The organism is Rhizobium sp. BK313, from assembly GCF_014193655.1.
In the GTDB taxonomy this organism is placed as follows: Bacteria; Pseudomonadota; Alphaproteobacteria; order Rhizobiales; family Rhizobiaceae; genus Rhizobium.
Genome location: NZ_JACHZQ010000001.1, coordinates 228,172 through 249,706 on the forward strand (window position 1 = coordinate 228,172; position 21,535 = coordinate 249,706).

General features: G+C 61.1%; 17 protein-coding genes. 4 read left to right on the forward strand and 13 right to left on the reverse strand.

Annotation, left to right across the window (positions count from 1 at the left end; all coding sequences use genetic code 11):
• Positions 1–70: 70 nt before the first annotated feature.
• The 3 genes from FHT86_RS01075 to FHT86_RS01085 all read right to left on the reverse strand — a co-directional run bounded on the left by FHT86_RS01075 (position 71) and on the right by FHT86_RS01085 (position 5,522).
• Entirely contained in the window at positions 71–3,394 is a 3,324-nt protein-coding gene (locus FHT86_RS01075) for a thiamine pyrophosphate-dependent enzyme (RefSeq protein WP_133705023.1), read from the reverse strand.
• Positions 3,395–3,610: 216 nt separating this feature from the next.
• Positions 3,611–4,462: a glyoxalase gene (locus FHT86_RS01080; protein WP_246779353.1), complete on the reverse strand. Its 852-nt coding sequence runs from the start codon at positions 4,460–4,462 to the stop codon at positions 3,611–3,613.
• A gap of 64 nt (positions 4,463–4,526) precedes the next feature.
• Positions 4,527–5,522, reverse strand: coding sequence for a sterol desaturase family protein (locus tag FHT86_RS01085; RefSeq protein ID WP_133705024.1), 996 nt, complete (start codon positions 5,520–5,522; stop codon positions 4,527–4,529).
• Between the two features lie 150 nt (positions 5,523–5,672).
• On the opposite strand from FHT86_RS01085, the gene aac(6') reads away from it, so the two are divergent.
• Positions 5,673–6,113 carry an aminoglycoside 6'-N-acetyltransferase gene (gene aac(6'), locus FHT86_RS01090; protein WP_133705025.1) on the forward strand — a complete coding sequence of 147 codons (441 nt, stop codon included), beginning with the start codon at positions 5,673–5,675 and terminating at the stop codon, positions 6,111–6,113.
• A gap of 31 nt (positions 6,114–6,144) precedes the next feature.
• Here aac(6') and FHT86_RS01095 read toward each other — a convergent pair whose 3' ends face one another.
• The gene (locus FHT86_RS01095) at positions 6,145–6,807 is read right to left on the reverse strand and encodes a GNAT family N-acetyltransferase (protein WP_133705026.1); all 663 of its coding nucleotides are present in this window, start codon (positions 6,805–6,807) and stop codon (positions 6,145–6,147) included.
• Between the two features lie 33 nt (positions 6,808–6,840).
• Entirely contained in the window at positions 6,841–7,524 is a 684-nt protein-coding gene (locus FHT86_RS01100; protein ID WP_133705027.1) for a pyridoxamine 5'-phosphate oxidase family protein, read from the reverse strand.
• Between the two features lie 96 nt (positions 7,525–7,620).
• On the opposite strand from FHT86_RS01100, the gene FHT86_RS01105 reads away from it, so the two are divergent.
• Positions 7,621–9,048, forward strand: coding sequence for a PLP-dependent aminotransferase family protein (locus FHT86_RS01105; RefSeq protein WP_133705028.1), 1,428 nt, complete (start codon positions 7,621–7,623; stop codon positions 9,046–9,048).
• On the opposite strand, the gene FHT86_RS01110 is transcribed toward FHT86_RS01105, so the two are convergent.
• The 8 genes from FHT86_RS01110 to FHT86_RS01145 all read right to left on the reverse strand — a co-directional run bounded on the left by FHT86_RS01110 (position 9,023) and on the right by FHT86_RS01145 (position 18,951).
• Positions 9,023–9,604 carry a histidine phosphatase family protein gene (locus tag FHT86_RS01110; protein ID WP_133705029.1) on the reverse strand — a complete coding sequence of 194 codons (582 nt, stop codon included), beginning with the start codon at positions 9,602–9,604 and terminating at the stop codon, positions 9,023–9,025. The genes FHT86_RS01105 and FHT86_RS01110 overlap by 26 nt on opposite strands.
• A gap of 79 nt (positions 9,605–9,683) precedes the next feature.
• Positions 9,684–10,592, reverse strand: coding sequence for an SDR family oxidoreductase (locus FHT86_RS01115; protein ID WP_133705030.1), 909 nt, complete (start codon positions 10,590–10,592; stop codon positions 9,684–9,686).
• Positions 10,593–10,652: 60 nt separating this feature from the next.
• On the reverse strand, positions 10,653–11,648 hold the full coding sequence (locus FHT86_RS01120) for an ABC transporter ATP-binding protein (protein WP_133705031.1): 996 nt from the start codon (positions 11,646–11,648) through the stop codon (positions 10,653–10,655).
• Positions 11,645–12,649 carry an ABC transporter ATP-binding protein gene (locus FHT86_RS01125; RefSeq protein ID WP_133705032.1) on the reverse strand — a complete coding sequence of 335 codons (1,005 nt, stop codon included), beginning with the start codon at positions 12,647–12,649 and terminating at the stop codon, positions 11,645–11,647. Before FHT86_RS01125 ends, FHT86_RS01120 begins: the two co-directional genes overlap by 4 nt.
• Complete coding sequence (locus tag FHT86_RS01130) at positions 12,646–13,530, reverse strand: ABC transporter permease (protein WP_133705033.1); 885 nt, start codon at positions 13,528–13,530, stop codon at positions 12,646–12,648. Before FHT86_RS01130 ends, FHT86_RS01125 begins: the two co-directional genes overlap by 4 nt.
• A gap of 1 nt (position 13,531) precedes the next feature.
• Complete coding sequence (locus FHT86_RS01135; RefSeq protein ID WP_133705034.1) at positions 13,532–14,467, reverse strand: ABC transporter permease; 936 nt, start codon at positions 14,465–14,467, stop codon at positions 13,532–13,534.
• 117 nt (positions 14,468–14,584) lie between these two features.
• Positions 14,585–17,164: a hypothetical protein gene (locus FHT86_RS01140; protein WP_133705035.1), complete on the reverse strand. Its 2,580-nt coding sequence runs from the start codon at positions 17,162–17,164 to the stop codon at positions 14,585–14,587.
• A gap of 173 nt (positions 17,165–17,337) precedes the next feature.
• Positions 17,338–18,951: an ABC transporter substrate-binding protein gene (locus FHT86_RS01145; protein ID WP_133705036.1), complete on the reverse strand. Its 1,614-nt coding sequence runs from the start codon at positions 18,949–18,951 to the stop codon at positions 17,338–17,340.
• A 240-nt stretch (positions 18,952–19,191) separates the two neighbouring features.
• Between FHT86_RS01145 and FHT86_RS01150 the strand changes: the two genes are divergently transcribed.
• Positions 19,192–20,298, forward strand: coding sequence for a LacI family DNA-binding transcriptional regulator (locus tag FHT86_RS01150; RefSeq protein WP_133705037.1), 1,107 nt, complete (start codon positions 19,192–19,194; stop codon positions 20,296–20,298).
• A gap of 209 nt (positions 20,299–20,507) precedes the next feature.
• Positions 20,508–21,383 (forward strand): IclR family transcriptional regulator, encoded by an 876-nt coding sequence (locus FHT86_RS01155; protein ID WP_246779354.1) that lies wholly within the window; start codon positions 20,508–20,510, stop codon positions 21,381–21,383.
• Positions 21,384–21,535 lie beyond the last annotated feature (152 nt).

A 21,535-nucleotide genomic window follows, 5' to 3' on the forward strand; every position in this document is an offset into this window, starting at 1 on the left:
AGCGTTGAGGATCCGCCTCCGCACAGAACCGCCGTCCGCAGAAGACGGCGGTTTGCTCTGGCAGTGATTGCTATTTTATCGTGCGCACGATAGCCGCGCCGGACGTCATGCCACCGCCGAAGGCGACGAGGCCGAGGTTGAGCGGCTCGGAGCGTTCGTTGGCGACATGCATCATGGCGAGCGGAATGCTCGACGAGCTGGTATTGCCATAGGTTTCGATGACACTGAGCGCCGGCCTGCCACTGCGTTTGGCAATGGTATCGATGATGCGCTGGTTGGCCTGATGCGGCACCAGAAGGTCAAGATTGGCGAGTTCCAGCCCGGCATCGACGCAGGCGTCTTCGATCGAGCGCGACATGGAATGCACGGCTTCGGTGAAGACCGAGCGGCCGTTCATCGAAATGACGCCTTCATCCGGCAGCGGCACATAAAGCAGGTCGCCCGGCTCCGGACGGCCACTGATGACCGGGCGGCTGGCGGCAAACAGCGGATTGCGCGCCATGTCGCGGCTGGTTACCAGACAAGCCGTGGCGGCGTCGCCGAAGAGGATGGCCGTAGAGAAATCGTTCATGTCAAGCAGCGGCGAGAGCACTTCCGAGGTGACGATCAGCACCTTGGCGTCGTTCTGCTGGGCGATGAAGTCGTAAGCCTGCTGCAGAGCGTAGAGGTAGCCGGAGCAGGCGGCCCCCATATCATAGGCGGCCAGCGACGGCCGCACGCCATCTTCGGCGACGGCGACAGCAACGCGACTTGCGAGCGACGGCGTGGCGATATCCGGCGTGCCGGTGGCGGCGATGACGAGATCCATATCGTGGATCGTCGTATTGGTCTGACGCAGCAGATCGCGGACAGCCGTGGTCGCCAGGCTCAATGTGCCTTCATCAGGGCCGACCCAATAGCGGCTCTTGATGCCGGTCAGAGCGAAAATTTCCTCGGCGCGGCGGTTCGGCCAATTGTGGATGATATCTTCATTGCTGACGCGGCGGGCGCCGGTCGCAAAGCCCATGCCGCTTACGGCGATTTCGGAGAAGTTGCCGGAATGGCGGCGCAGCGCCGGGATCGCATGCGACTTCAGGCGGCGCAGCACGAATTTATTCTGGGTCTCCGAGGCCAGTGCGAAATTGCGCTCGCTCAGAGCGCGGTTGGCATCGACAGTCAGAAGTGCGCTGTCGGTAGCGATCTGATCGCCGATCTTGACAAAGACCTCTTGCACCACGCCGCCGATATTGGCGCAGATTTCGACCGAAGCCTTGGTCGCCTCGACCACGGCGACCAGCTGTCCGACCTCGATCGTATCGCCGGGCTTGACCAGAAGGTCGGTCACCAGCACGCTTTCATCTGCAGGGCCGGAGCCAATAGCCTTGATCGCCGCGGTCGGGCCGGTCTTATCCTCTTCGTGCCAGGTGACCTCGCATTCGAGAACCTCGGCCATCAGATCGACCAGCTTGCTGTAGGACGGCAGCGTTTCCAACTGGTTGCGGAAATTGAACGGCACATGCGCATCCGAGCGGGCGAGCCGGCGGACGATGACGGGCACGTCGGTCTTCTCGGTAACAGTCGCGACGATTTCCGCGCCCATGCCGACCGTGCGATTGTCTTCGTGCACCACGATCAGGCGCTTGGTGCGCTTGGCGCTCGCGAGCACTTCCTTTTCGTCCCAGGGCGAGATCGAGCGCAGGTCGATGACCTCCACGGAAAATCCTTGGGCTTCGAAGGCGCTGGCCGCCTTGGCACAAAGCGAAACCGTGTTGCCGTAGGTGACCAGCGTCAGGTCACGGCCGCGGGCGGCATAGCGCGAGAGGCCGGGACGGACGAAATGCTTGTCGAGATCGGTGGATGTGCGGCCATCGGAGTTGTTGAGCACGGCCTTCGGATAAAGGAAGACGGTCGGGCGTCGCGACTCGAAGGCAGCATTGAGCAGGCCGGCAGCATCGCCCGCGCTGGAGGGCATGACGACGTCGATGCCGGGCGTATGCGCGAGCATGCTCTCGAAGCTTTGCGCATGGAATGGCCCCAGGCCCGGCTTGTAGCCGCCGCAGCTCACCATGAGGATAACAGGCGATTCCCAGGCACCTTGGGTGCGCCAGTACATGCTGCCCATTTCCGAGACGATCTGGTTGTAGGCGAGCGGCAGGAAATCGGCGAACTGCAGGAAGGCGACCGGGCGCTGGCCCGCAAGCGCGCGGCCGACGGCGGTGCCGACGATAGTCGATTCACTCAGCGCCGCATTGCGCACGCGTTCGGGGTATTTCGTGCTGAGGCCGCGGGTAACACCGAAGACATCGCCCTTGGGGTCTTCGATATCCTGCCCGAAAAGGACAACATCGGGATTGTTGGCAAGCTGCTTGTCGAGCACGCCGTTCAACGCCTCGCGCATGGTCAGCGTCGCCGCGCTCTTGCCGCCGCGGTATTCGGTTGTCTTGTCGAAAGAGGCCGGGTAGGGCGCCTTTGCTTCAGGCTCGACGTGCGGCGCATCTTCCTTGCGGGCAAGGGCTGCTTCTGCCTGCACCTCGGCGGTCAGGTCTCTCTCGATCTTTTCCAGCGCGGCAGCGTCGACACCCGCCTTGTGGAGGGCGGCGCGTAGATTGACGAGCGGATCGCGGACGGAGCCGGTCTCGATCTCCTCCTGGGTGCGATAGGTCTTCTGGTCGTCGGCATTGGTGTGGTCGGACAGGCGCTCGACGTTGAGAACCACGAGGCTCGGCGTGCGGTTGTTGCGGCTATGGCGGATGGCTTTGCGGAAAGCTTCGCGCGACGCCTGCAGATCGTCGCCATCGGCGCGAATGATATCGAGGCCGTAGAAAGAAGGAGCGGGTCCGTCCGGCAGGTCGAAGAAGGTCTGCTTGGTGGTGCGCGTCGAGATGGAGAAACTGTTGTCTTCGACGATGAAGACGACGGGATATTGGCTGCGCACGGCTTCAGCCACGGCTTCGACGAATTCGCCCTGCTGTGTGGTGCCATCACCGACGCAACAAATGGCGATCGGCATGCTGGACTTGTGTTTCAGCGCCGCGCCAACGCCGACGGAATGCAATGCGTTGTTACCGACGGGGCCGACGATGGAGGTGATGTTGAGAGCGCGGGAGGAAAGATGCGCGCTCATCTGCCGGCCGGCGGAATGGGAATTGCTTGTTGCGAGAAGGCTCGAGAAAAACTCACGAATGGGCATGCCGCGCGCCAGCATCAAGGCTTTGTCGCGATAGTGCAGATGCAACCAGTCGTCATCATGGAGGAATTCATTGAGCAGCGCCGTCGACTCATGTCCAGCGCCGGAAACATGAAAATGTGCTATGCCTTGCTTGATGAATTCTCGTTCCAGTCGGTCTATTTCACGAGATGTGAAAAATATTCTATGGAGTTGCTTGAGATAATCTGTGGTAAATCTCCCTTCCATTTCAATGATTTTCCTAATCTGTCATGGCCATTAATTTGCGTGGGATAGGTAACCCCGTGGGGTGTCTTTTTCAATACACGTTAAATGACAATATCTTCTCGGTTTGAAATAGGTTTCCGAGCATTGGTTGCATGTTGGATTTCGGCGGCGCCGGTTTCAACGAAAAAATCTCTGCGCCTGCCATCCCGAATATGAATGCTGCGGAGACGCGAAAACCTATTTCGTCGCCGCATGAATCTCCGCGATATATCCCCCCGGAAACACCACCATCGCGGCTTCCCGGCTGTCGCTGGCGTAGGGGCCAGTGAGCACGGCAGCACCACTTGCAGTCGCCTTGGCAAGCGTATCCTTCATATCGGTGGTTTCATAGCCGGTGATCTCGTGGCCGTAGGGATAGGGAAGATGCCCGTCGGTGACGAGCACTGTCATCTTGCCAAAAATCGATTCGAGACAGATGCGATGAAAGGTGTCGTTCGGCCGGCCAATCTCAACGCCTGGGGCTTTGGGATCGTCGGAAACGACCCTGCCATGGGAAAAGGCGATGAAATCCTCAACGAAGGCACCGGCACGATCGGGCGAAACGTAGATCCGGTTTTCCGGCACGGTCTGCAACGGCGGATAGCTGGCGGTCACCGTGTGCCAATAGAGCTGCATGTTGACGCCGCCCGGCCACTGGATGACGGCATCGCGGCCGATCGGATCGGGGAAGGGCGCAACGAGGACGTCGGCGCCCGCAGCTTTTGCCGCTGAGACCGCCTCGTCCATGTCGGTGACGAGATAGCCGGTGCGTTCAAGGCCGAAGGGGTAGGGGATCGGCGTCGTGAAGCCGAAGAGCGACACGTAGCCGGCCGGTGTCTGCAACAGTTGTGATGTCGTGCTGCTCGGTGTCGGCGTCACCGTAGTCGTCACCTGCTTTGTGCTGGTGCCGCCGAAGGTGGCGAGGAAGCTTTTCGCAAAAGCATCGGCCTTGTCGGGTGCGACATAGACATGGGTCGTATCATATTGCGGGCCGACGCCTACCTGATCAGTCGCGAAAGCGGAAAGCGGAAAGCGGAGCGCCGAGCGCAAGGCAAAGGCTGGCGAATACCGCGCGTTTCGATGGCAAGCGAGGGATGCTGTTCATGATCATCCCTTAGCTCGTCTTGCGGATCGGCTCGTCGGCTTGTTCGCGAAGGGAAGCCGCCCTTGCTGCCTGTTCTTCCTTGGCCAGCAACTCTTTCGGCTTCTTCCCGATGATCTGTTTGCGGCCCTTGGTCGAGAAAGGCTGTACGAGCTGGGCAAGGAAGCCCTTTGCGACCTTGCCGCTGATACCGATGTCGGTGGAGGAAGGGCGGGGCGGGTTGTAATAGGTCCCAAGGATCTGGTCCCAGATCACGAGGTTTTCGCCGTAGTTGGTATTGCCCTCGGCAAGCAGCTTCGAGTGATGCCAGCGGTGCAGGCGCGGCGTCGAGAGGAACCAATCAAGCGGGCCGGTGCGTACATCAATGTTGCAATGGGTAAGGAGGCCGATGAAGGCCGTCACCGCGCCGATCCACAGGAAGACCGGCAGCGGCGCGCCCAAGAGATAGAGCGGGATCTGGCCGAGCGCGATCTTGAACAGCGAGTCGATGATGTGGAAACGTCCGGTATTGATGACCCACAACCGCTCGACGCTGTGATGCAAGGCATGAAAACGCCAAAGCGACAGGTACTCATGCGCAAGGCGATGGGCGACATAGAGGCCGAATTCGGCAATGACCAATCCAAGCACGACCTGCAAGGCCATCGGCCATTGCTCCGGCCAGATATTTGCCTGGTGGCTCAGGAAAGGTTGCGCTACGGTCGCTACCGCCATCGGAAAAGACGTGCCGATTGCCGCCGCGATCTGTACGCTACCTTTGCTCAAAAGCGTGTGCGCGACATTGTTGAACGTCTCGCCGTCGCGTTCCAGCCAAGTCTCCTCATAGGGCATGAGCCGCTCGAACAGCGCAATCGTCGCCACAATCGAGAGATAGACGACATTGAACCAAAGGAGCTGCATATGCGACTGAAACGCAAAATAGGCGCCTGTCAGCCCGGCGCAAAAGATAGCCGGCCACAACAAGGATGAAACAGCAGCGTAGACACGCGAACTGTTCTGAAATGTCATGCCATTGTCCTCGAATTCTCGTCAATCGGGTGGGTTGGCGCGCAAATATGCGCGATATGTACCGCGATGATTGTGGGCGAGGAAGCGAAATCTTCCGATGATCAATTCCAGTCTGATAAATTGGCTTCTCGGATTGTTGGAGGTCGAGCCATGCGGATAGAGGAAGTCAATCCCGAACATCTGGACGCATGGTCGCGTCTGCGTGCCGAACTTTGGCCGGAAAGCTCGATCGAATATCATCGTGCCGAGCTGACACAGCTTCTGTCGAATGAAAACGCCATTGCCTACCTTGCCTGTGGGCAGGCGGGGGATGTCGTGGGGTTTGCGGAGGCAACACTCCGGCACGACTATGTCAACGGCTGCGAGACGTCTCCGGTGCTTTTCCTCGAGGGTATCTATGTGCTGCCTGGGCATAGGCGGCAGGGCGTCGCGCGATCGCTCTGCAAAGCGGTTGCCGCCTGGGGACGCGCTGCCGGATGCCGCGAATTTGGCTCGGATGCGCTGCTCGACAACGTGGAAAGCCACGCATTTCATATCGCCTCGGGTTTCGAGGAAACCGAACGCGTGGTGTATTTTCGAAAGTCGCTTTAAGACCGCAGACGTGTGCCGAGAGGATAAGGCGTCACTCAAACGTCAGCTTGCTCTTCTGCTGCCCGGCCTCGTCGAAATTTTCAGGGCGTAGCCACCGCTCATAACCGGCCTTCAGGCGCGGCCAGTCGGCGTCGATCATGGCGAACCAGGCGGTGTCGCGGTTCTTGCCCTTGGCGACCATGTGCTGGCGGAAGATGCCTTCGAAGGTGAAGCCGAAACGCTCAGCGGCGCGCTTTGACGGGTCGTTGAGATTGTTGCATTTCCACTCGAAGCGGCGATAGCCAAGCGTGTCGAAGACGTACGTGGCGAAGAGAAAGAGCGTTTCGGTGGTAACGCGGCTGCGGGCGATCGCGGGCCCCCAGAGGATGCTGCCGATCTCGATGACGCCATGCACGGGATCGATACGCATCAGCGCCTGCCGGCCTTCGGCCTTGCCGGTCCGCTTGTCGATCGTAGCAAAGAACAGGGGATCGGTGCTGGCAGCAGCCTTTTCAAGCCAGGGCGTGAAGGCGGCAAGATCGGCTGGCGCTTGCTCAAACAGATAGCGGAAGCGATCCTCCGCGCCGGGCGCTCGCGCCGAAGCGTAGAGGTCGGCGCCATGACGCGCCATGTCGAGCGCCTCCAGTCGGGCATAGCGGCCTTCCAGGGTGATCCGTTCGGGGCGCGACACGCCGTTCCAATTCGCGAGGTCCATATCAAAGTCCTTTGGTATCAATGCGGAGACAATCTATCGAATCCGTCCCGATTGTATCAGCGCCGCGAGCGGTTCGGGTAGCTCTATCCCATCGGGCAATCCAGGCGCGGCTTCCGCTGGAACCAAATGGCTGCGCACCGGCAGGACGCCGGCCCAGACGGGAAAATCCGCCTCGCCGATATCGCCCGGCGGGCCGCTTCGGACCTTGGCCGTCGCCTCCTCGATTTCCATCCGCAATACCGATGTCGCTTTCAATTCCTGTCCGGTCATCGGCCGCAGGCTATCCCATCGGCCCGGAAACAGGTTCTCGACGAAGCGGCGCAGTGCGTCGGCCTTCTCCTCGGCATCCTCCAACAGGCGGGCCGTACCGAAAACCATGGCGGAACGGTAGTTGACCGAATGGTTGAAGGCAGAGCGGGCGAGCACATAGCCGTCCAAGATGCTGCAGGTGAGGCAGACGGGCATATCCTCTGCCGCACGCAGAAAGCGGCTTGCGGCGGAGCCGTGCCAATAGACGTGGTCGCCTTCGCGCCAATGCAGCGTCGGCGTCACATAGGGCGCGCCATTGATGACATAGCCGACGTGACAGAGGGGTACAGCGTCCAAAACCGTATAGACGTCAGCACGGGCATGGCTGCCGCGATGATGTTCCCGCCGCACGCGCGAGCGTTCAGCGGTCGGATAGTCGTCTGACTGCGGCGGATAAAGATCAGCCATGGTTTCCTCATTGGTATCCTTTGATCTTTGCTGCCAAAGAGGTAGGTTATAAACAGCCAGTTTTTCCATTTTTAGCAGACCACTTGAGGCGATGTTATGGCATCTGTTGCACAATGGCCGGCGCTGGATCGGGCCGCAGGCGACCTGGAAGGCCAAGTGTATCGCGTGATGCGCGATCGCATTCTCCGGGGGCAGATGCCGCCGGGGCAACGGCTGCCGTCGACACGGCGGCTGGCGGTCTCGCTCGGCGTCGCGCGCTCCACCGTCGTCAACGCCTATGAGCGGCTGAAAGCGGAGGGCTATCTGCAATCGACGACGGGTGCTGCGACTCGCGTCGCTGCTTTCACTACGCCACCTTTACAGGGACAAGTCGCGGCGACGACGCAGAGCCCGATGCCGGCGATCGAGGCTAACGTGGGCGGCCTCTTCGAGCCCGGCGTGCCGGATGTTGCGGCTTTTCCGCATGCCGCCTGGGCGCGTTGCCTCGGCGCTCGCGGCCGTTCGCTTCGGGTTCACGATCTTGGCTATGGCGCTCACAGCGGTATTCGCGAATTGCGGGAGGCGATCCTCGAGCATATCTCCACCACGCGCGGCGTGATCGCTCGTCCCGAACAACTGCTCATCGTTCCTTCGACCGGAGCCGCCATCGATCTGCTCTCACGCGTCCTGCTGCGGCCGGATCGTCGGGATGGGACCGTCGCCTGGATGGAGGAGCCAGGCTATGGGACGGCGCAAGCGTTGTTGCGGATGGCGGGTGCGGATCTCGTGCCGGTGCCATGCGACGAGGCTGGCATCAATGTCGCCCAGGCTGTCGGTCCGCCACCGCGGCTGATCTACGTCACGCCCTCTCACCAATATCCGACCGGTGTGGCGATGAGCCTGCCGCGCCGTCTGGCCTTGCTCGAATTCGCTCGCGCCAATGGTTCGGTGGTGTTGGAAGACGACTACGATAGCGAATTCCAATATGCCTCGCGCCCCATCGCCGCGCTGCAAGGTATCGATCGGGGGGAGGTGGTTGCCTATCTCGGCACCTTCTCGAAGACGCTCGCGCCGGGACTGCGGGTTGCCTACGCTGTCGTGCCGTCCTGGCTCGTGTCGGAGACTGCGGCCGCGCAGCGGCTGAGAGGGGCCGTCGTGCCGATCCATATCCAGGCCGCTCTTGCCGATTTCATCCGCGAGGGCCGCTTTCGCACTCATCTGAGACATATGAATGTGGTCTACGCTGCGCGCATGGCAGCAGCTGTTTCCGCGTTGCGCCGCCATTGCGGAGACCGGCTCGAGATCGGCGAAGGCACCGGTGGGCTGCAACTGGCGACCTGGTTCCGGGACGCAGGCGTGGATGACCGGGCGATTGTGCAGAGGATCAATGCCCAAGGCTTCGCACTTCGCGCCATGTCTGCCCTGCATCTTGGCCCGCCGCGGCCGGGGCTGCTGTTCGGCATAGCACGCATGGCACCCGAGGCTGCAGACGCCGCGGCGGCAAAGATCGCGCGGCTGACTAAACCTGATTCCAGCGGCGGATGACCGGCTCCGTCACGTCGTGTTCGTAGCCCAGAACGCTGATGCTGGTGGTGTCGAGCACGAGGCGTGCGCCGTCTTGCGGCGGCAGGCCGAGCCAGCGGGCGGCGAAGACCCTCAGGAAATGCGCGCTGGAGAAGATCAGGACGGTGCCGTTCAACTCTCGAAGCTGGCTGATGATCCGATCGGCTCTTGCACCGACATCCTCTGCTGTCTCGCCATCGGGACATCCGTCGCGAAACAGCTGCCAGCCCGGACGCTGAGCCAGGATTTCCTTGGTGGTGATGCCCTCGTAGGCGCCATAATCCCACTCCGCCAGATCGTCCTTGATGACACGCGCATCGCCGAAGCCAGCCAGCGCACTGGTGCTCTTGGCGCGCTGCGACGGGCTCGACCAGACCGCGGCGAAATCGATGGCGGGGAGGCGGCCGGCGACTTTGCGGGCGGCGTCTTCGCCGGCTGATGTCAGAGGGATGTCGGTTCGCCCGGTGTGCCTGCCGGACAGGCTCCACTCCGTCTGTCCATGCCGAACCAGGTAGATTTCCGGATGCGAGCTACTCATTTGAACGCCTCTCAATCGCGCTGAAACTCTCGTGCTTCTTCGCATCTGCGAGACGCTCTGTCGAGGGTGGATCGGCGACTTAGCGATAACCGGTCGCGTCCGCCGGCTTGCCGGCATCCTGAATCTCGGGAACGTAGCGCCAGGCATCCGGGCGGGAGCCGTCGAGGTCGGTGAAGCCATAGACCTGCGCAAGGCCGCCGCTGGAAAGCGATTGACCGTTCCAGCGGGCGCGATCCGGATCTGCGGCAAGCGCTGCGACGGCACGACCGACGAAGCGTGGGGTTTCCGAGATGATGAAATGCGGGACCTTGGCGGTGGCATCGCGCCAATTGTCCTCGCTGACACCATAGCCCTCGAGCATCATTTCCGACCGCAGCCAGCCAGGTGTCAGCGAAACGGAGGTTGCACCATAGGGAGCGAGATCCTTGGAATGCGCCCAGGCCATGCGTGTCGCAGCCACCTTGGCGAGATCGTAGAAGGGCGAAAGCCGGTAGTGGTCGGCATTGTATTCGGCGGTGCCGTCGGTCACTTCGACCAATAGACCACCGCGGCGCTCGATCAGGAGCGGCAGGGCGAAATGCGCGGTAATCAGATGCGTATCGATGCCGAGCCGCAGCAGGCGCAGGCCGGTATCCAGATTGTGTTCCCACACCGATTTGTTCCATTCGAACAATTTTTCGCCGCCCCAGATGTCGTTGACGAGAATATCGAGCTGCCCGTGTTCGGCGCGAATGCGCTCGACCAGCCGTAGTACTTCGTCGGCAATGAGATGGTCGGTCTGCACCGCAATGCCGTGCCCGCCGGCTGCCGTTACCAGTTCCGCTGTTTCCTCAATGGTCTCCGGGCGGGCGTAATCGGATTGATGGTTGCGCGTCGTACGCCCGGTGACATAAACGGTCGCGCCAGCGGCTCCCAATTCGACGGCAATGCCTCGGCCGGCGCCGCGCGTGGCGCCCGAGACCAGGGCGATTTTTCCCTGAAGAGTCATTTTGTCCTCCGATGTTTCCAATGCCTGCTCGACAAAGACTGGCGGAAAACCCCGTGCCTCTCAAGCCTTGAGCGGGATCGGATTGGGCTTGGCGAAGTGACAGGCGGCCCATTGAGCGGGAGCGACTTCGCGGAGCGGCGGTCGCTCTGCGCTGCAGATATCCTTGGCGAGGGGACAGCGGGTACGGAAGGCGCAGCCTGACGGCATATTTGTCGGGCTCGGCACGTCGCCTTCTAGGATGATACGGCGGCTTTTCAGATCCGGATCCGGCTCGGGAGCGGCCGACAGCAGGGCCTGCGTATAAGGATGCTGCGGGAGGTCATAGACCAGTTTCTTGGGGCCGATCTCAACGATTCGGCCGAGGTACATCACCGCCACCCGGTCGGCGATATGGCGCACCACGGCGAGATCATGGGCAATGAACAGGAAGGAAAAGCCCTTCTGCTGCTGCAGATCCTGCATCAGGTTGATGATCTGCGCCTGCACGGAAACGTCGAGCGCGGAGACCGGTTCATCGGCGACGATGAAATCGGGTTCGACCGAGATCGCGCGGGCAATACCGATGCGCTGGCGCTGGCCGCCGGAAAACTGCCGCGGATAGCGATCCATGAAGGCCGGAGTCAGGCCAACCTGCGTCAGGAGATCTGCCACCTTGTCGCGCCGTTCTTTTGCGGAGTGGAGCATTCCGAAAGCATCCAGCGGCTCGGCGACGATCTGCGCGATCGAGCGGCGGGGGCTCAACGATCCATAGGGGTCCTGAAATACCATTTGCAGCTTGCGGCGCATATTGCGCATCGCTTCGCTGGAAAGTGCCGTGATCTCCGTGCCGTCATACCAGACTTTGCCGCCGCTCGGCTGGATCAGCCTGAGCAGCAGTCGTCCCAGTGTGGATTTGCCGCAGCCGGATTCGCCGACCAGCGCGATCGTCTCGCCGCGCTTGATTTCCAGATCGACATCGTCGACGGCGCGAACTTCCTGTTTCGGGGTGCCGAACGACAGACCGCCGCCATCGGAGAAGACTTTGCTGATGCCTTCGGCTCGCAGGATGGCGTTCATTTCACCACCTCCTTCGTAGGTGTCGCCGACATTTCTCTCGACGTTACCCAGCAGGCGGCGCGGTGCGCAGCGCCGAAGGAAAACATCGGCGGCATTTCGGCTGCGCAGCGGTCGATGCGGAGCGTGCAGCGGGCATAGAAGGGACAGCCTCGCTTCACCGAGCCCGCCGCCGGAACCGAACCCGGTATCTGAAACAGGCGCGTCTGGTCGCCGCCGAGGCGCGGGATCGATTTCAACAAAGCGCGGGTGTAGGGATGGGCCGGCGCGCGGAAGACCGAGCGGACGTCGGCATCCTCGACCACCCGGCCGGCATACATGACGATCACCCGGTCGCAGACATCGGCGATGACGCCGAGATCGTGGGAGATGAGGAGCACCGCAGTGTTCAGCGTCTTCCTGATCTTGTGCATCAGCTCCAGCACCTGCGCCTGTATGGTGACGTCAAGCGCCGTCGTTGGCTCGTCGGCGATCAGAAGCTTCGGATTGCAGGCGACCGCCATGGCGATCATTACGCGCTGGCGCATGCCGCCCGAGAACTGGTGCGGATAGGCGTCGAGCCTGCCTTCCGGTTTGGGAATTCCGACAAGGCCAAGCAACTCGATGATGCGGGCACGGCGTTGCTCGCGGCTACCGGGGGAATGCAGCTTTAGCGCCTCGCCGATCTGGTCGCCGATGGTCATGACCGGATTGAGCGAGCTCATTGGCTCCTGAAAGATCATCGCGATATCACGGCCGCGGATCTCCGGCATTTTCGAGCGCGGCAGATCCAGCAGGTTGATGCCGTCATACTCGATGCGACCCTCGGCGATTTTCAGCGGCGGGTCCGGGATCAGCCTCATGATGGCCAGCGACGTTATCGATTTGCCGGAGCCGGATTCACCGACAATGCCGACCGCGCCGCCGGCTTCGATCTCGAAGCTGACGGCGTCGATGAGGCGCACCTTGCCCGCCTTGCTGCTCACTTCCACCGCCAGATTGTCGACCCTAAGCAGTGGTTTCATGAGGCAGTCTCCGGGTCCAGCACGTCACGCACGGCATCGCCGAGCAGATTGAAGGCGAGCACGACGCAGGTGATGGCGCAGCCAGCGCTGATGATAGGCCAGGAGGAGCCAAACATATTGTTGAGGCCGTCGCGGATGATGTTGCCCCAGCTCGGGTTCGGCGGTTGGGTGCCGATGCCGAGAAAGCTCAGCGCCGCTTCCAGACGGATGGCCGAAGCCACCCACAGCGTCATCAGCACGACGATCGGCGCGGCGATATTGGGGATGACATGGCGGAAGATGATGACGGGCGTGCGTACGCCGGCGGCAATCGCGGCTTCGACATAGGGCTCCTGCTTGACGGAGAGCGTCGAGGCACGGGCGACCCGGGCAAAGCCCGGAATGAAGGCGACGGTAATGACGGCGACGATATTCCAGAAACCGCCGCCCAGAACCGCGGCGATGATAATCGCCAGCAGCAGTTCCGGAAAGGCAAGGAGAATATCGATCAGACGCGATACCAGCCGGTCGAGCGTGCCGCCGAAGAAGCCTGCCGTGACGCCGAGCGTGGTACCGAACGCTGCGGCAAGGAGCGGCGAGACGAGGCCGAAGATCAGCGAGTTGCGCGAACCGTAGATCATGCGTGACAGCACGTCGCGGCCGAACTGATCGGTGCCAAGCCAATGCTGGGCCGATGCACCCTTATTGATCGCCAGGAAGCTTTGGGCGAGTGGATCATAGGGTGCAATCAACGGCGCCAGGAGCGCGACCCCGACGAAGATGACGATCAGCAGCAGCGAGAAGATGGTGGACACCCGGCCGAAGAGCAGATGCTGCAGGTGGGTGGAGAAAGTCGGAGCAGGGGCGATCTCGGGGAGATCGCGATCGATGGTCAGCGTCATCTCACTTCACCCTAATTCTCGGATCGACCACGATATAGAGAAGGTCCATCACCAGATTGACGAGAACGACGACCATGGCGAAGACGATGACGCCGCCCTGGATGACGGCATAGTCGCGCTCGGCGATGGCGTTGATCAGAAGCTTGCCGATGCCCGGCCGGTTGAAGACCATCTCGATGGCGACCGAGCCGGAAAGTGTCGTCAGCAGGCTGAGACCCATGCCGGTCGTCAACGGCAGCAGGGCGTTGCGCAGGCCGTGGCGGTAGATGACGCGGGTTTCGCCCGCACCCTTAGCGCGGGCTGTGCGCACATAGTCCTTGCCGAGCACTTCTAGCAGCGACGTGCGCGTCAACCGGCCGATAAATGCGGCCTTGACGAGAGCGAGGGTGAGTGCCGGCAAAAAGACGTGATAGAGGCTATCCAGAAAATTGCTGCCGCCGCCATTGATCGGGAACCAGCCGAGATTGAGGGCGAAGACGATCAGCAGCAACGCCCCGAGATAGAAGTCGGGGATGGCGTAGCCGATGAGCGAGAAGACGCGCATGCCGCTGTCCGGCACACCATTGCGATGGGTGGCGGCAGCGACGCCGAAGGGGATGCCGATGGCGGTGCCAATCAGCATGGCGACGGCGGTCAGCTCGATCGTAAAAGGCAGGTTATAGGCGATCAGACCGAGCACCGATTGGTTGGTCATCATCGACTTGCCGAAATCGAGCGTGCAGGCACCGAGGACGAAATGGATATATTGCAGCCAGAGCGGCGCATCGAGGCCCATCTTGGCGCGGAATTGCGCGAGCTGATCGGCGGTTGCCATGTCGCCGAGCGCGGCGATCGCCGGATCACCTGGTAGGATGCGCATGGCGATGAACACCAGCGTCAGGACCAAGAGAACGGTCGGGATCGCGTCCAGCAACCGCAGCAATAAGTATCGAGCCATAGTTCCATCTCCTCCACGCCACCGATGGGAAACGGCTCCCTCCGTCTCCGATCGGTGGTTTCAAAACGGCTTGGCATCGGGGACAGCCGCCTGCCCGCGCCCGATGTTCGTAAGCTCCTAGATTTGCAATGCCGTGCAATACGGCTCGTTCGCGAGGTTTTCCTCCAGCCCCGGCGACAGCACGGCGCGTCCGTCTTTCTTCGCGCTGATGAAATATTGCAGATGAAACTTGGAGTTCGTGTAGTCGCCGGGAACCACGGCTGAATAGCCTTGTCCGTTGCGCGTCATCGTCATCGCCTTCCAGCGTTCCGCCTGATTGATATGACGATAGTGAAGCACCGGCGCCTCGTCCACCGCGTCTGTGACACGGACTGTAAAGTCACCGCCGGGCTTGAAGGCGAGCGGCGCTTCGATATTGAATGTTTGCGTCAGCACAGGGTTACGGCCGATCAGGGCATCGATTGCCGCCTGCACCGCGGCCGTCGGCTGCACGGATTCCGTCTTGCCGCCGCCGCGGAGCGATTCCAGATCGAGGATCTCCGCCTGGATTTCCGGCAGGCGGGAGTGCCAGGAACCACGCAGCCAGGATTGCGGTCCATAGGTGAGGTCGTCATGATAGAGGTCGCGCGAGACGTCGGCGGCTGTCTGCCAGGCCATAACCGAGCGGCGGGCATGGTCGATGACAGGCTCGATCAGTTTCGACACCTTGGTGGCAATGAACAGCTCGGCCCAACAGGCGGCGCGGAACTTCTCCGCAAAGAAACGGGCGATGCCGCCGCAGATTTGGATATCGACGATCATCCGCTGCACAGCCGGCTTGCCGAAGCTCGCGGTCTTCTTGGCACCGAATACGGCCTGATCGCAGCCGTCGGCCATCTTTTCCAGCCAGTCGGCAACATCGAGCGGCGTATAGCGGTGCGACTCCTTACCGGCGAGCAGCAGTTCGGCGTATTCGCGCGGATTGGCAAAGAGAGAGGAATCGAAGGTCGGCGCGTTGCCGAAACGGACAGGTCCTTCCATGTCGAAGCCGTAGGCGCGCTGCCCGGTTCCTTCTATCAGCGGCATGTTGGTGTAGACCTCCGGCCAATAATGGTTGTTGGACGCGGAAGGACCATGGGTGAGGCTGATGAGGGGCAAAACGCGGCTCGCCCATGAGAGACCTTGTTCGCAGGCCTCGGCCGCATCGCCGCATTCGTGTTCGAGATAGCGCATCCAGCTTTCGCGCGGCGCTTCCGGACAATAGAGCAGACGGCCCCAGACACGGTATTGGTAGTCGTATTTCTGCCAGTCGTAGCGGGTCGGCATGCCGTGTTTCTGGTAGTTGAAGCGAGTGCCGGGGATGCCGGTGCCCATGCGTCCCTTGAAGCTCTGCGGTTCGCACCATTCCACGCCGTCGGAGCCCGCAAACATCGAGCTGCGGCCGTAGCCGGCGGCAAAGGCCGGATCACCCCAGAGTAATACGCGCTGGGTGCCCGCCCAGATGCGGTAGATGACCTTGTAGTCCTTGTCTTTGGTCAGGAGGTCGCCGTAGCTGTAGCGTAGGAATTTGCGCGAGCCTTCGCTCAGTTGCTCGCGCTCACTGCGCGCCACTTCCGGCGGATACTCCTTGTTGCGGATGGCGGACTGGTGGTAGGGCGGTCCCATATGCTCTGCGAGGTATTTCGGGGAAGCGGCGAAGGGCATGCCGGATTGCCGGGCGATCTGCAGCATCTCATGGTCGAGCCCTTTGCCGTGCATGTCGATCTCGACAGGCCGGCCGGCGGCGGCGACACCCGCGAATGCCTCGCGCCAGAAACCATAATCGCCCTCGGCAATGCCGCCTTCGACATGGACACGGAAGGTCAGGCCGGTGATTTCGGGCACTTCTTTCAGGAGCAGAGTCAGCGCATCGCGGCAATAGGGGGCAAGATTATCGTTGGTGACGCCGCGGACGGTATAATTGGCGCGCGGCACGTCGTCGAAATCATAGCGCTGCGTCCAGAGTGCGAGCTGGAATTCCAGCCCGCGTTTCGCCGCCTCGCGGGCGACGAATTTCAACATCTCCAGATTGGTATCGCGCTCCTCCTCGGAAAGCTCGATGACATCCACCTTGTAGCCTGGAACCTGCAGCAGGAACGGGTAGGGGAAATAGAAATAGACGTCTGATATCCAGGGATTGTGGTAGGGGTAGTTGTAGCCCATGCCGAGCGTCAGGGCGAAGCGGTTGAAGCGGTTCGAGACAAGCATGGTCAGATAATCGCGCCATTGCTGCTTGTCGTAGAACCAGACCTTGTCCTCCTCCTCGCTGCAGAACAGCCGCGCCATGCTGCGCACCCGCGCCGAGGGCTGCTCGACGAGCGGGAAGGTGCCGGCGAACAAATCCTCGCCGTCGGCATAACGAACGCGGTCGGCCAATTCCGTCAAAGCATAGACAAGGCCGCGCTCGTCCGCCCCCCAGGCGAGGATCCGGTTCTCTTCGCGGTGGAGCGCGAAGGATTCCTCTTTCTCAGGACGAGGCGCGGAAATCTTCGGCGGGAAACACTGGGCACCGCTCGCTATTTCGATGTTGAGCCCTGGCCCCGCTGTTCCGGCGATTGTTGTCGCGACATCACGTTTGTCCAGCGTCCGCTTCAGCTCAGCCGTCGCCCAGCGAACGGCGTCGGACCCGGATGCATCGTCGTCGCTAAGGACGATCGTGATGGCTGAAAAAATGCCCATATCAAGAGTTCCTCGTAAGATAAGACTAAGCTCCGCACCGCGGATATGAGGCTTGCGGTCCGGTCGTATCGGATCGCACAGGCGCAAAAACCACTTCACTCGAAAGCGAGGCTCCCGGGCGTTTTGAATTCGGTTGCGACGGAGGGTGGGTCAGCCCCCCCGTCAATTTACCGTCAGGTAATCTTCGTCTTCGTCAGACGCCAATGGGCGTAGCCAGACTTGAGTTCGTAGCCGAGATCGACGTTCGGGGCACGGACAAGCATGTAGCCGTTGTCGCAGATCGGCAGCAGCGGCATGTCTGTCAGGAACTTGACCTCGATATCATGCACGAGTTCGATGCGCTTGTTGATGTCCGGCTCGTCCTGTGCCTTCGCCAGCATATCGTCGATCCCAGGGATGACGACGCCATAGTGGCTGAAATTCGGACCGCCGGAACCGTCCGCCTTGACTTCCGCATCTTTGCTCAACTGCTCAATAATGGCGACCGTCGGAACCGGCGGATAGGCGGCAGAACGCTGGTAGAGCGTGTTGGTGTCCTTGCCCTGATCGGCATGGAACGCGGTATGATCCTTGATGTTGAGCTGCATCTCGATGCCGCCGACGCGTAGTTGCTGCTGGATGATCAGCATGATCGACTGATAGTCCTCGCGTTGCGAGGTGTCGGCCTTGAAGGTGAAGCCGCTCGGCAGGCCGGCATCGGCAAGGAGCTTCTTCGCCTTGTCGGGACTGTAGTCGTACCGCACTTCAGCGGGAATGGTGTCCGCGGTAAAGCCGCCGAGATAGGACGGCGGGTTGATGCCGTAAGTTCTGAGGCCGACGGGGGCAAGTGCTGCAGCGATCTCGTCGCGGTTGATCAGATAGGCCATGGCCTGGCGGACGCGGTGATCGTCGAAGGGCTTTACCTTCATATTGAACGAAACCGTAAAGATACTGCCCGGCGAAGCGACATCATAATGATAGCCGGCGCCGCGTTGCTGGATCGACGGTACCCAACCGGGTGCGCGTACGCCCTCGATCATATGCACATCGCCGGAAAACAGCGCCAGCGTGCGGGCCGTCGTGTCAGCGATGTAGAGAATATGCAGGTCCTTGGTCAGCGGCGCCGGACCGAAATACTCCGGATTGGCCGTCAGCTTGACGCCCTGCGAAGGATCGCTCTCGACGCTCACGAGCTGGTACGGACCGGTGCCGATCGGATCCTTTTCGAAATTCTTGCCCTTCTCGGTCACCGCCTTGCGCGGCACGATGCTGGATGAGAAATGACCAAGGGGGCCGACGAGGAATAGCGGATCGGGTTGGCTGAGAGTGAAGGTGACTTGATAGGGTCCATCGGCCTTCACATCGGCGATATTGTTGAAGAGAACGTGGTTGGCGGCGAGCTGCTTGGGATCACGCAGGCGCTCGAACGTGAAGAGCACATCGTCCGAAGTCATCTCGCCATAGCCCTTGTGCCACTTGACACCCTGGCGGAGCTTGAATGCCCAGGTCTTGGCATCCGGCGACATGGTCCAGCTCTCGGCGAGATTCGGCTGAACCTCATCCATGCTGTCGGGGAAATGGCCGAGCGGCACGTCGATCAGTTGGTCGAAGATGTGGATGATCGCCCATTCGTCGGCGCCCTGGATGGAAAAAGCCGGGTCGATGGTGCGCAGCCCGCGGGCGGCAAAGGCCAGTCTAAGCTCGGTGGTATTCTGCGCCGCTGCCGGCATTGCGAAATTGGCAGCCAGGCCGGCGCCGGCGATAACGGCGGCGGAACGGCCCATAAAGGTACGTCTGGTCAATGTCACGCTCGAATCCTCCTCTATCGAGGCGTCGCATCTCTTCCCTACAAATTTTATTGATTTTTTATTGGCTTAGGTGAGTTGACGAGCAACGCGCAGTTACGGTAGCGCTACCAATTAGGGTCGTCAAGCGCATTTCGAATGCCTGTGGCGAATTTCACAAACCGGCTTTGAACACGGGCCGACCTGCCTTACGATTGGTCTTCGTGCAGAAGGCAAGGGGTCTGCATTCGAGCATTTGGGGGAATGAATTTGCGTAGTCGCCGGACCGACGGCCGTCCTACAATCGCCGACGTGGCGCGCCGCGCCGGTGTCGGGGCCATTACCGTATCACGGGCACTGCGCGATCCCACTCAGGTTTCCGAAGCACTGCGGCGGATGATCGATGACGCCGTTCGCGAACTGAACTACGTTCCGAACTTGAATGCCCGCGCCTTGGCCTCGATCCGGACCGATGTGGTCGGCGTCCTTGTTCCCTCGTTGACCCAGAACATCTTCTCAGACGTTCTGAGGGGTGTCTACGACGGTGTCGACGGCAGCAATTTGCAGATACAGGTCGGCAACACCCATTATAACGAGGATGAGGAGGAGCGCCTGATCGGGCAGATGCTGCGACAGAAACCGGCCGGCATGATCATCTCCGGCACCGATCAGAATGCCAGATCCCGCACCATGCTGGAAAATGCCGGATGCCCGGTCATCCAGATCATGGATTTGACGGACGATCCGATCGACACGGTGATTGGTTTTTCCCACTACGAGGCCGGCCGGGCCATTACGCGTCATCTAATCGAGGCCGGTTATCGCAATATCGGTTTCCTGAGCGGCTGGATGAACAGCCGCTCCCTTGGGCGCCTCGCCGGATTGACGGATACGTTGAAAGAAGCGGGCATGTACAATCCAAAGCTGATAACGCCGATCGTTACAGGCCAGCCGGTGCACGAACACAAGGACGAGAAAAAAATGAGCTTCGCTACCCCGCTCGGCGCCCGTAAGCTGTTGAGCGGCCTTCTGGAAGCCGATCCGCGTATGGATGCCGTCTTCTGTAACAACGATAGCATGGCGCTCGGCGTGTTGTTCGAATGCATGCAGCGCGGCATCCGTGTGCCGGAGGATTTCGGTATTGCAGGCTTCAACGACTTCGACATCATGGAGGCGGCGCATCCTTCGCTGAGCAGCGTGCGGAGCCCGCGTTGGGAATCCGGTCATGAGGCCGTGCTGGCCTTGCGTCGCCGACTCGATGGCGATGAGGCGGGCCCGAAGGTCGTCGATCTCGGCTTCCAAGTCATGAAACGCGGCAGCACCGACCGTCATGGAGGTCTCGCCCGGAATCCCGCCAGGGGAACCTGGTAATATCGGGTATTCCGCCCGATTTTTTCCGCTGAAACAATCTTCCAAAACCTCCTGTCGTCCATCGGCGAATGAAAACATAGCCGTTGACGGCCAAAGACGGTAGCGCTACCATCATCACGTGACGACTTGGTTGATGGCCGCATCCGCTCGGCCTGAAAGGCTGAACCGGATGTCAGACCAAGCCGCCATTCGGGAGGATATTTCAATCGATGGGGATGTTGCAGGCGCTCGGCCGTGAGTGGGCGAGGCATGCCTGTGATCGTGCCCGGATTCATTCGGTCGAAAAGGGAGTGATGGCATTCATGGAGGAGAAGGATCTTCACGGTCGCGTCCAATCCGTAGAGAGGGCTATGATGTTGCTGGAAGTCCTGGGGGAGGACGATGAAGGCAACCGGCTGACCGATCTCGTCAGTCGCACCGGCCTTGCGCCATCGACGGTGCACCGCCTATTGACGACGTTGGAGCAGCGTCAGTTCATCCAGTTCAACCCAACGGACCGCCTTTGGCATATCGGCCGCCAGACCTTTGCCATCGGTTCGGCTTTCGCCCGCCAGCGCAGTTTCGTGGCACCGGCCTTACCGTTTCTGCGTCGCCTGCGCGACCAGTCTCATGAGACGGCCAATCTCGGCGTTGTCGAGGATGGCGAAGTGGTGTTGATCAACCAGGTCGAAAGCCGCGAAATCGCCCGTGCCATCAACCGCATCGGCGGTCGCGTGCCAATGCCGGCCTCGGGCATGGGCAAGGCCATTCTTGCTTCATATTCACAGGACGACATTACGGCTGTCCTGTCGCGCTCCGGCCTGCGCCGCTTCACCGCGAACACGCTGACGCGCCGTCCCGCGCTGGAGGCTGACCTCGAAACGATCCGCGAGAATGGCTACGCCATCGATGACGAGGAATTCGTCACCGGCCTACGCTGCGTCGCGGCTGCCGTGTACAATTACCAAGGCGAAAGTGTTTGCGCGATTTCCGTGTCGGGACTGCCGTCGCGTATTCCGATGGAGCGTATTCCGGTACTCGGGCGGCTGGTGGCGGAGACGGCGCGGGAGCTGACCATCGCTCTCGGTGGGGCGATGCCGGGATAAAGCGGGCACCGATAATTCCCTCTCCCGTCCGGGAGAAGAATTTTCGAAAGCTTATTTCAATCAATTATTTGGTGATTGTGAGGCACCGCCGTCGTTGCCTGGCCTCCGTGCACCCTAACCCTCTCCCCGCCGTGCGGGGAGAGGGGAGAGGT

What these genes read in the sequence shown, in the direction of transcription:
- FHT86_RS01075 (WP_133705023.1), bottom strand. Translation starts at nt 3,394, where the DNA reads ATGGAAGGGAGATTTACCACAGATTATCTCAAGCAACTCCATAGAATA.
- FHT86_RS01155 (WP_246779354.1), top strand. Translation starts at nt 20,508, where the DNA reads ATGGGGATGTTGCAGGCGCTCGGCCGTGAGTGGGCGAGGCATGCCTGT.
- FHT86_RS01135 (WP_133705034.1), bottom strand. Translation starts at nt 14,467, where the DNA reads ATGGCTCGATACTTATTGCTGCGGTTGCTGGACGCGATCCCGACCGTT.
- FHT86_RS01095 (WP_133705026.1), bottom strand. Translation starts at nt 6,807, where the DNA reads ATGGACCTCGCGAATTGGAACGGCGTGTCGCGCCCCGAACGGATCACC.
- FHT86_RS01125 (WP_133705032.1), bottom strand. Translation starts at nt 12,649, where the DNA reads ATGAAACCACTGCTTAGGGTCGACAATCTGGCGGTGGAAGTGAGCAGC.
- FHT86_RS01115 (WP_133705030.1), bottom strand. Translation starts at nt 10,592, where the DNA reads ATGACTCTTCAGGGAAAAATCGCCCTGGTCTCGGGCGCCACGCGCGGC.
- FHT86_RS01105 (WP_133705028.1), top strand. Translation starts at nt 7,621, where the DNA reads ATGGCATCTGTTGCACAATGGCCGGCGCTGGATCGGGCCGCAGGCGAC.
- FHT86_RS01110 (WP_133705029.1), bottom strand. Translation starts at nt 9,604, where the DNA reads ATGAGTAGCTCGCATCCGGAAATCTACCTGGTTCGGCATGGACAGACG.
- FHT86_RS01140 (WP_133705035.1), bottom strand. Translation starts at nt 17,164, where the DNA reads ATGGGCATTTTTTCAGCCATCACGATCGTCCTTAGCGACGACGATGCA.
- FHT86_RS01100 (WP_133705027.1), bottom strand. Translation starts at nt 7,524, where the DNA reads ATGGCTGATCTTTATCCGCCGCAGTCAGACGACTATCCGACCGCTGAA.
- FHT86_RS01085 (WP_133705024.1), bottom strand. Translation starts at nt 5,522, where the DNA reads ATGACATTTCAGAACAGTTCGCGTGTCTACGCTGCTGTTTCATCCTTG.
- FHT86_RS01130 (WP_133705033.1), bottom strand. Translation starts at nt 13,530, where the DNA reads ATGACGCTGACCATCGATCGCGATCTCCCCGAGATCGCCCCTGCTCCG.
- FHT86_RS01150 (WP_133705037.1), top strand. Translation starts at nt 19,192, where the DNA reads ATGAATTTGCGTAGTCGCCGGACCGACGGCCGTCCTACAATCGCCGAC.
- FHT86_RS01120 (WP_133705031.1), bottom strand. Translation starts at nt 11,648, where the DNA reads ATGAACGCCATCCTGCGAGCCGAAGGCATCAGCAAAGTCTTCTCCGAT.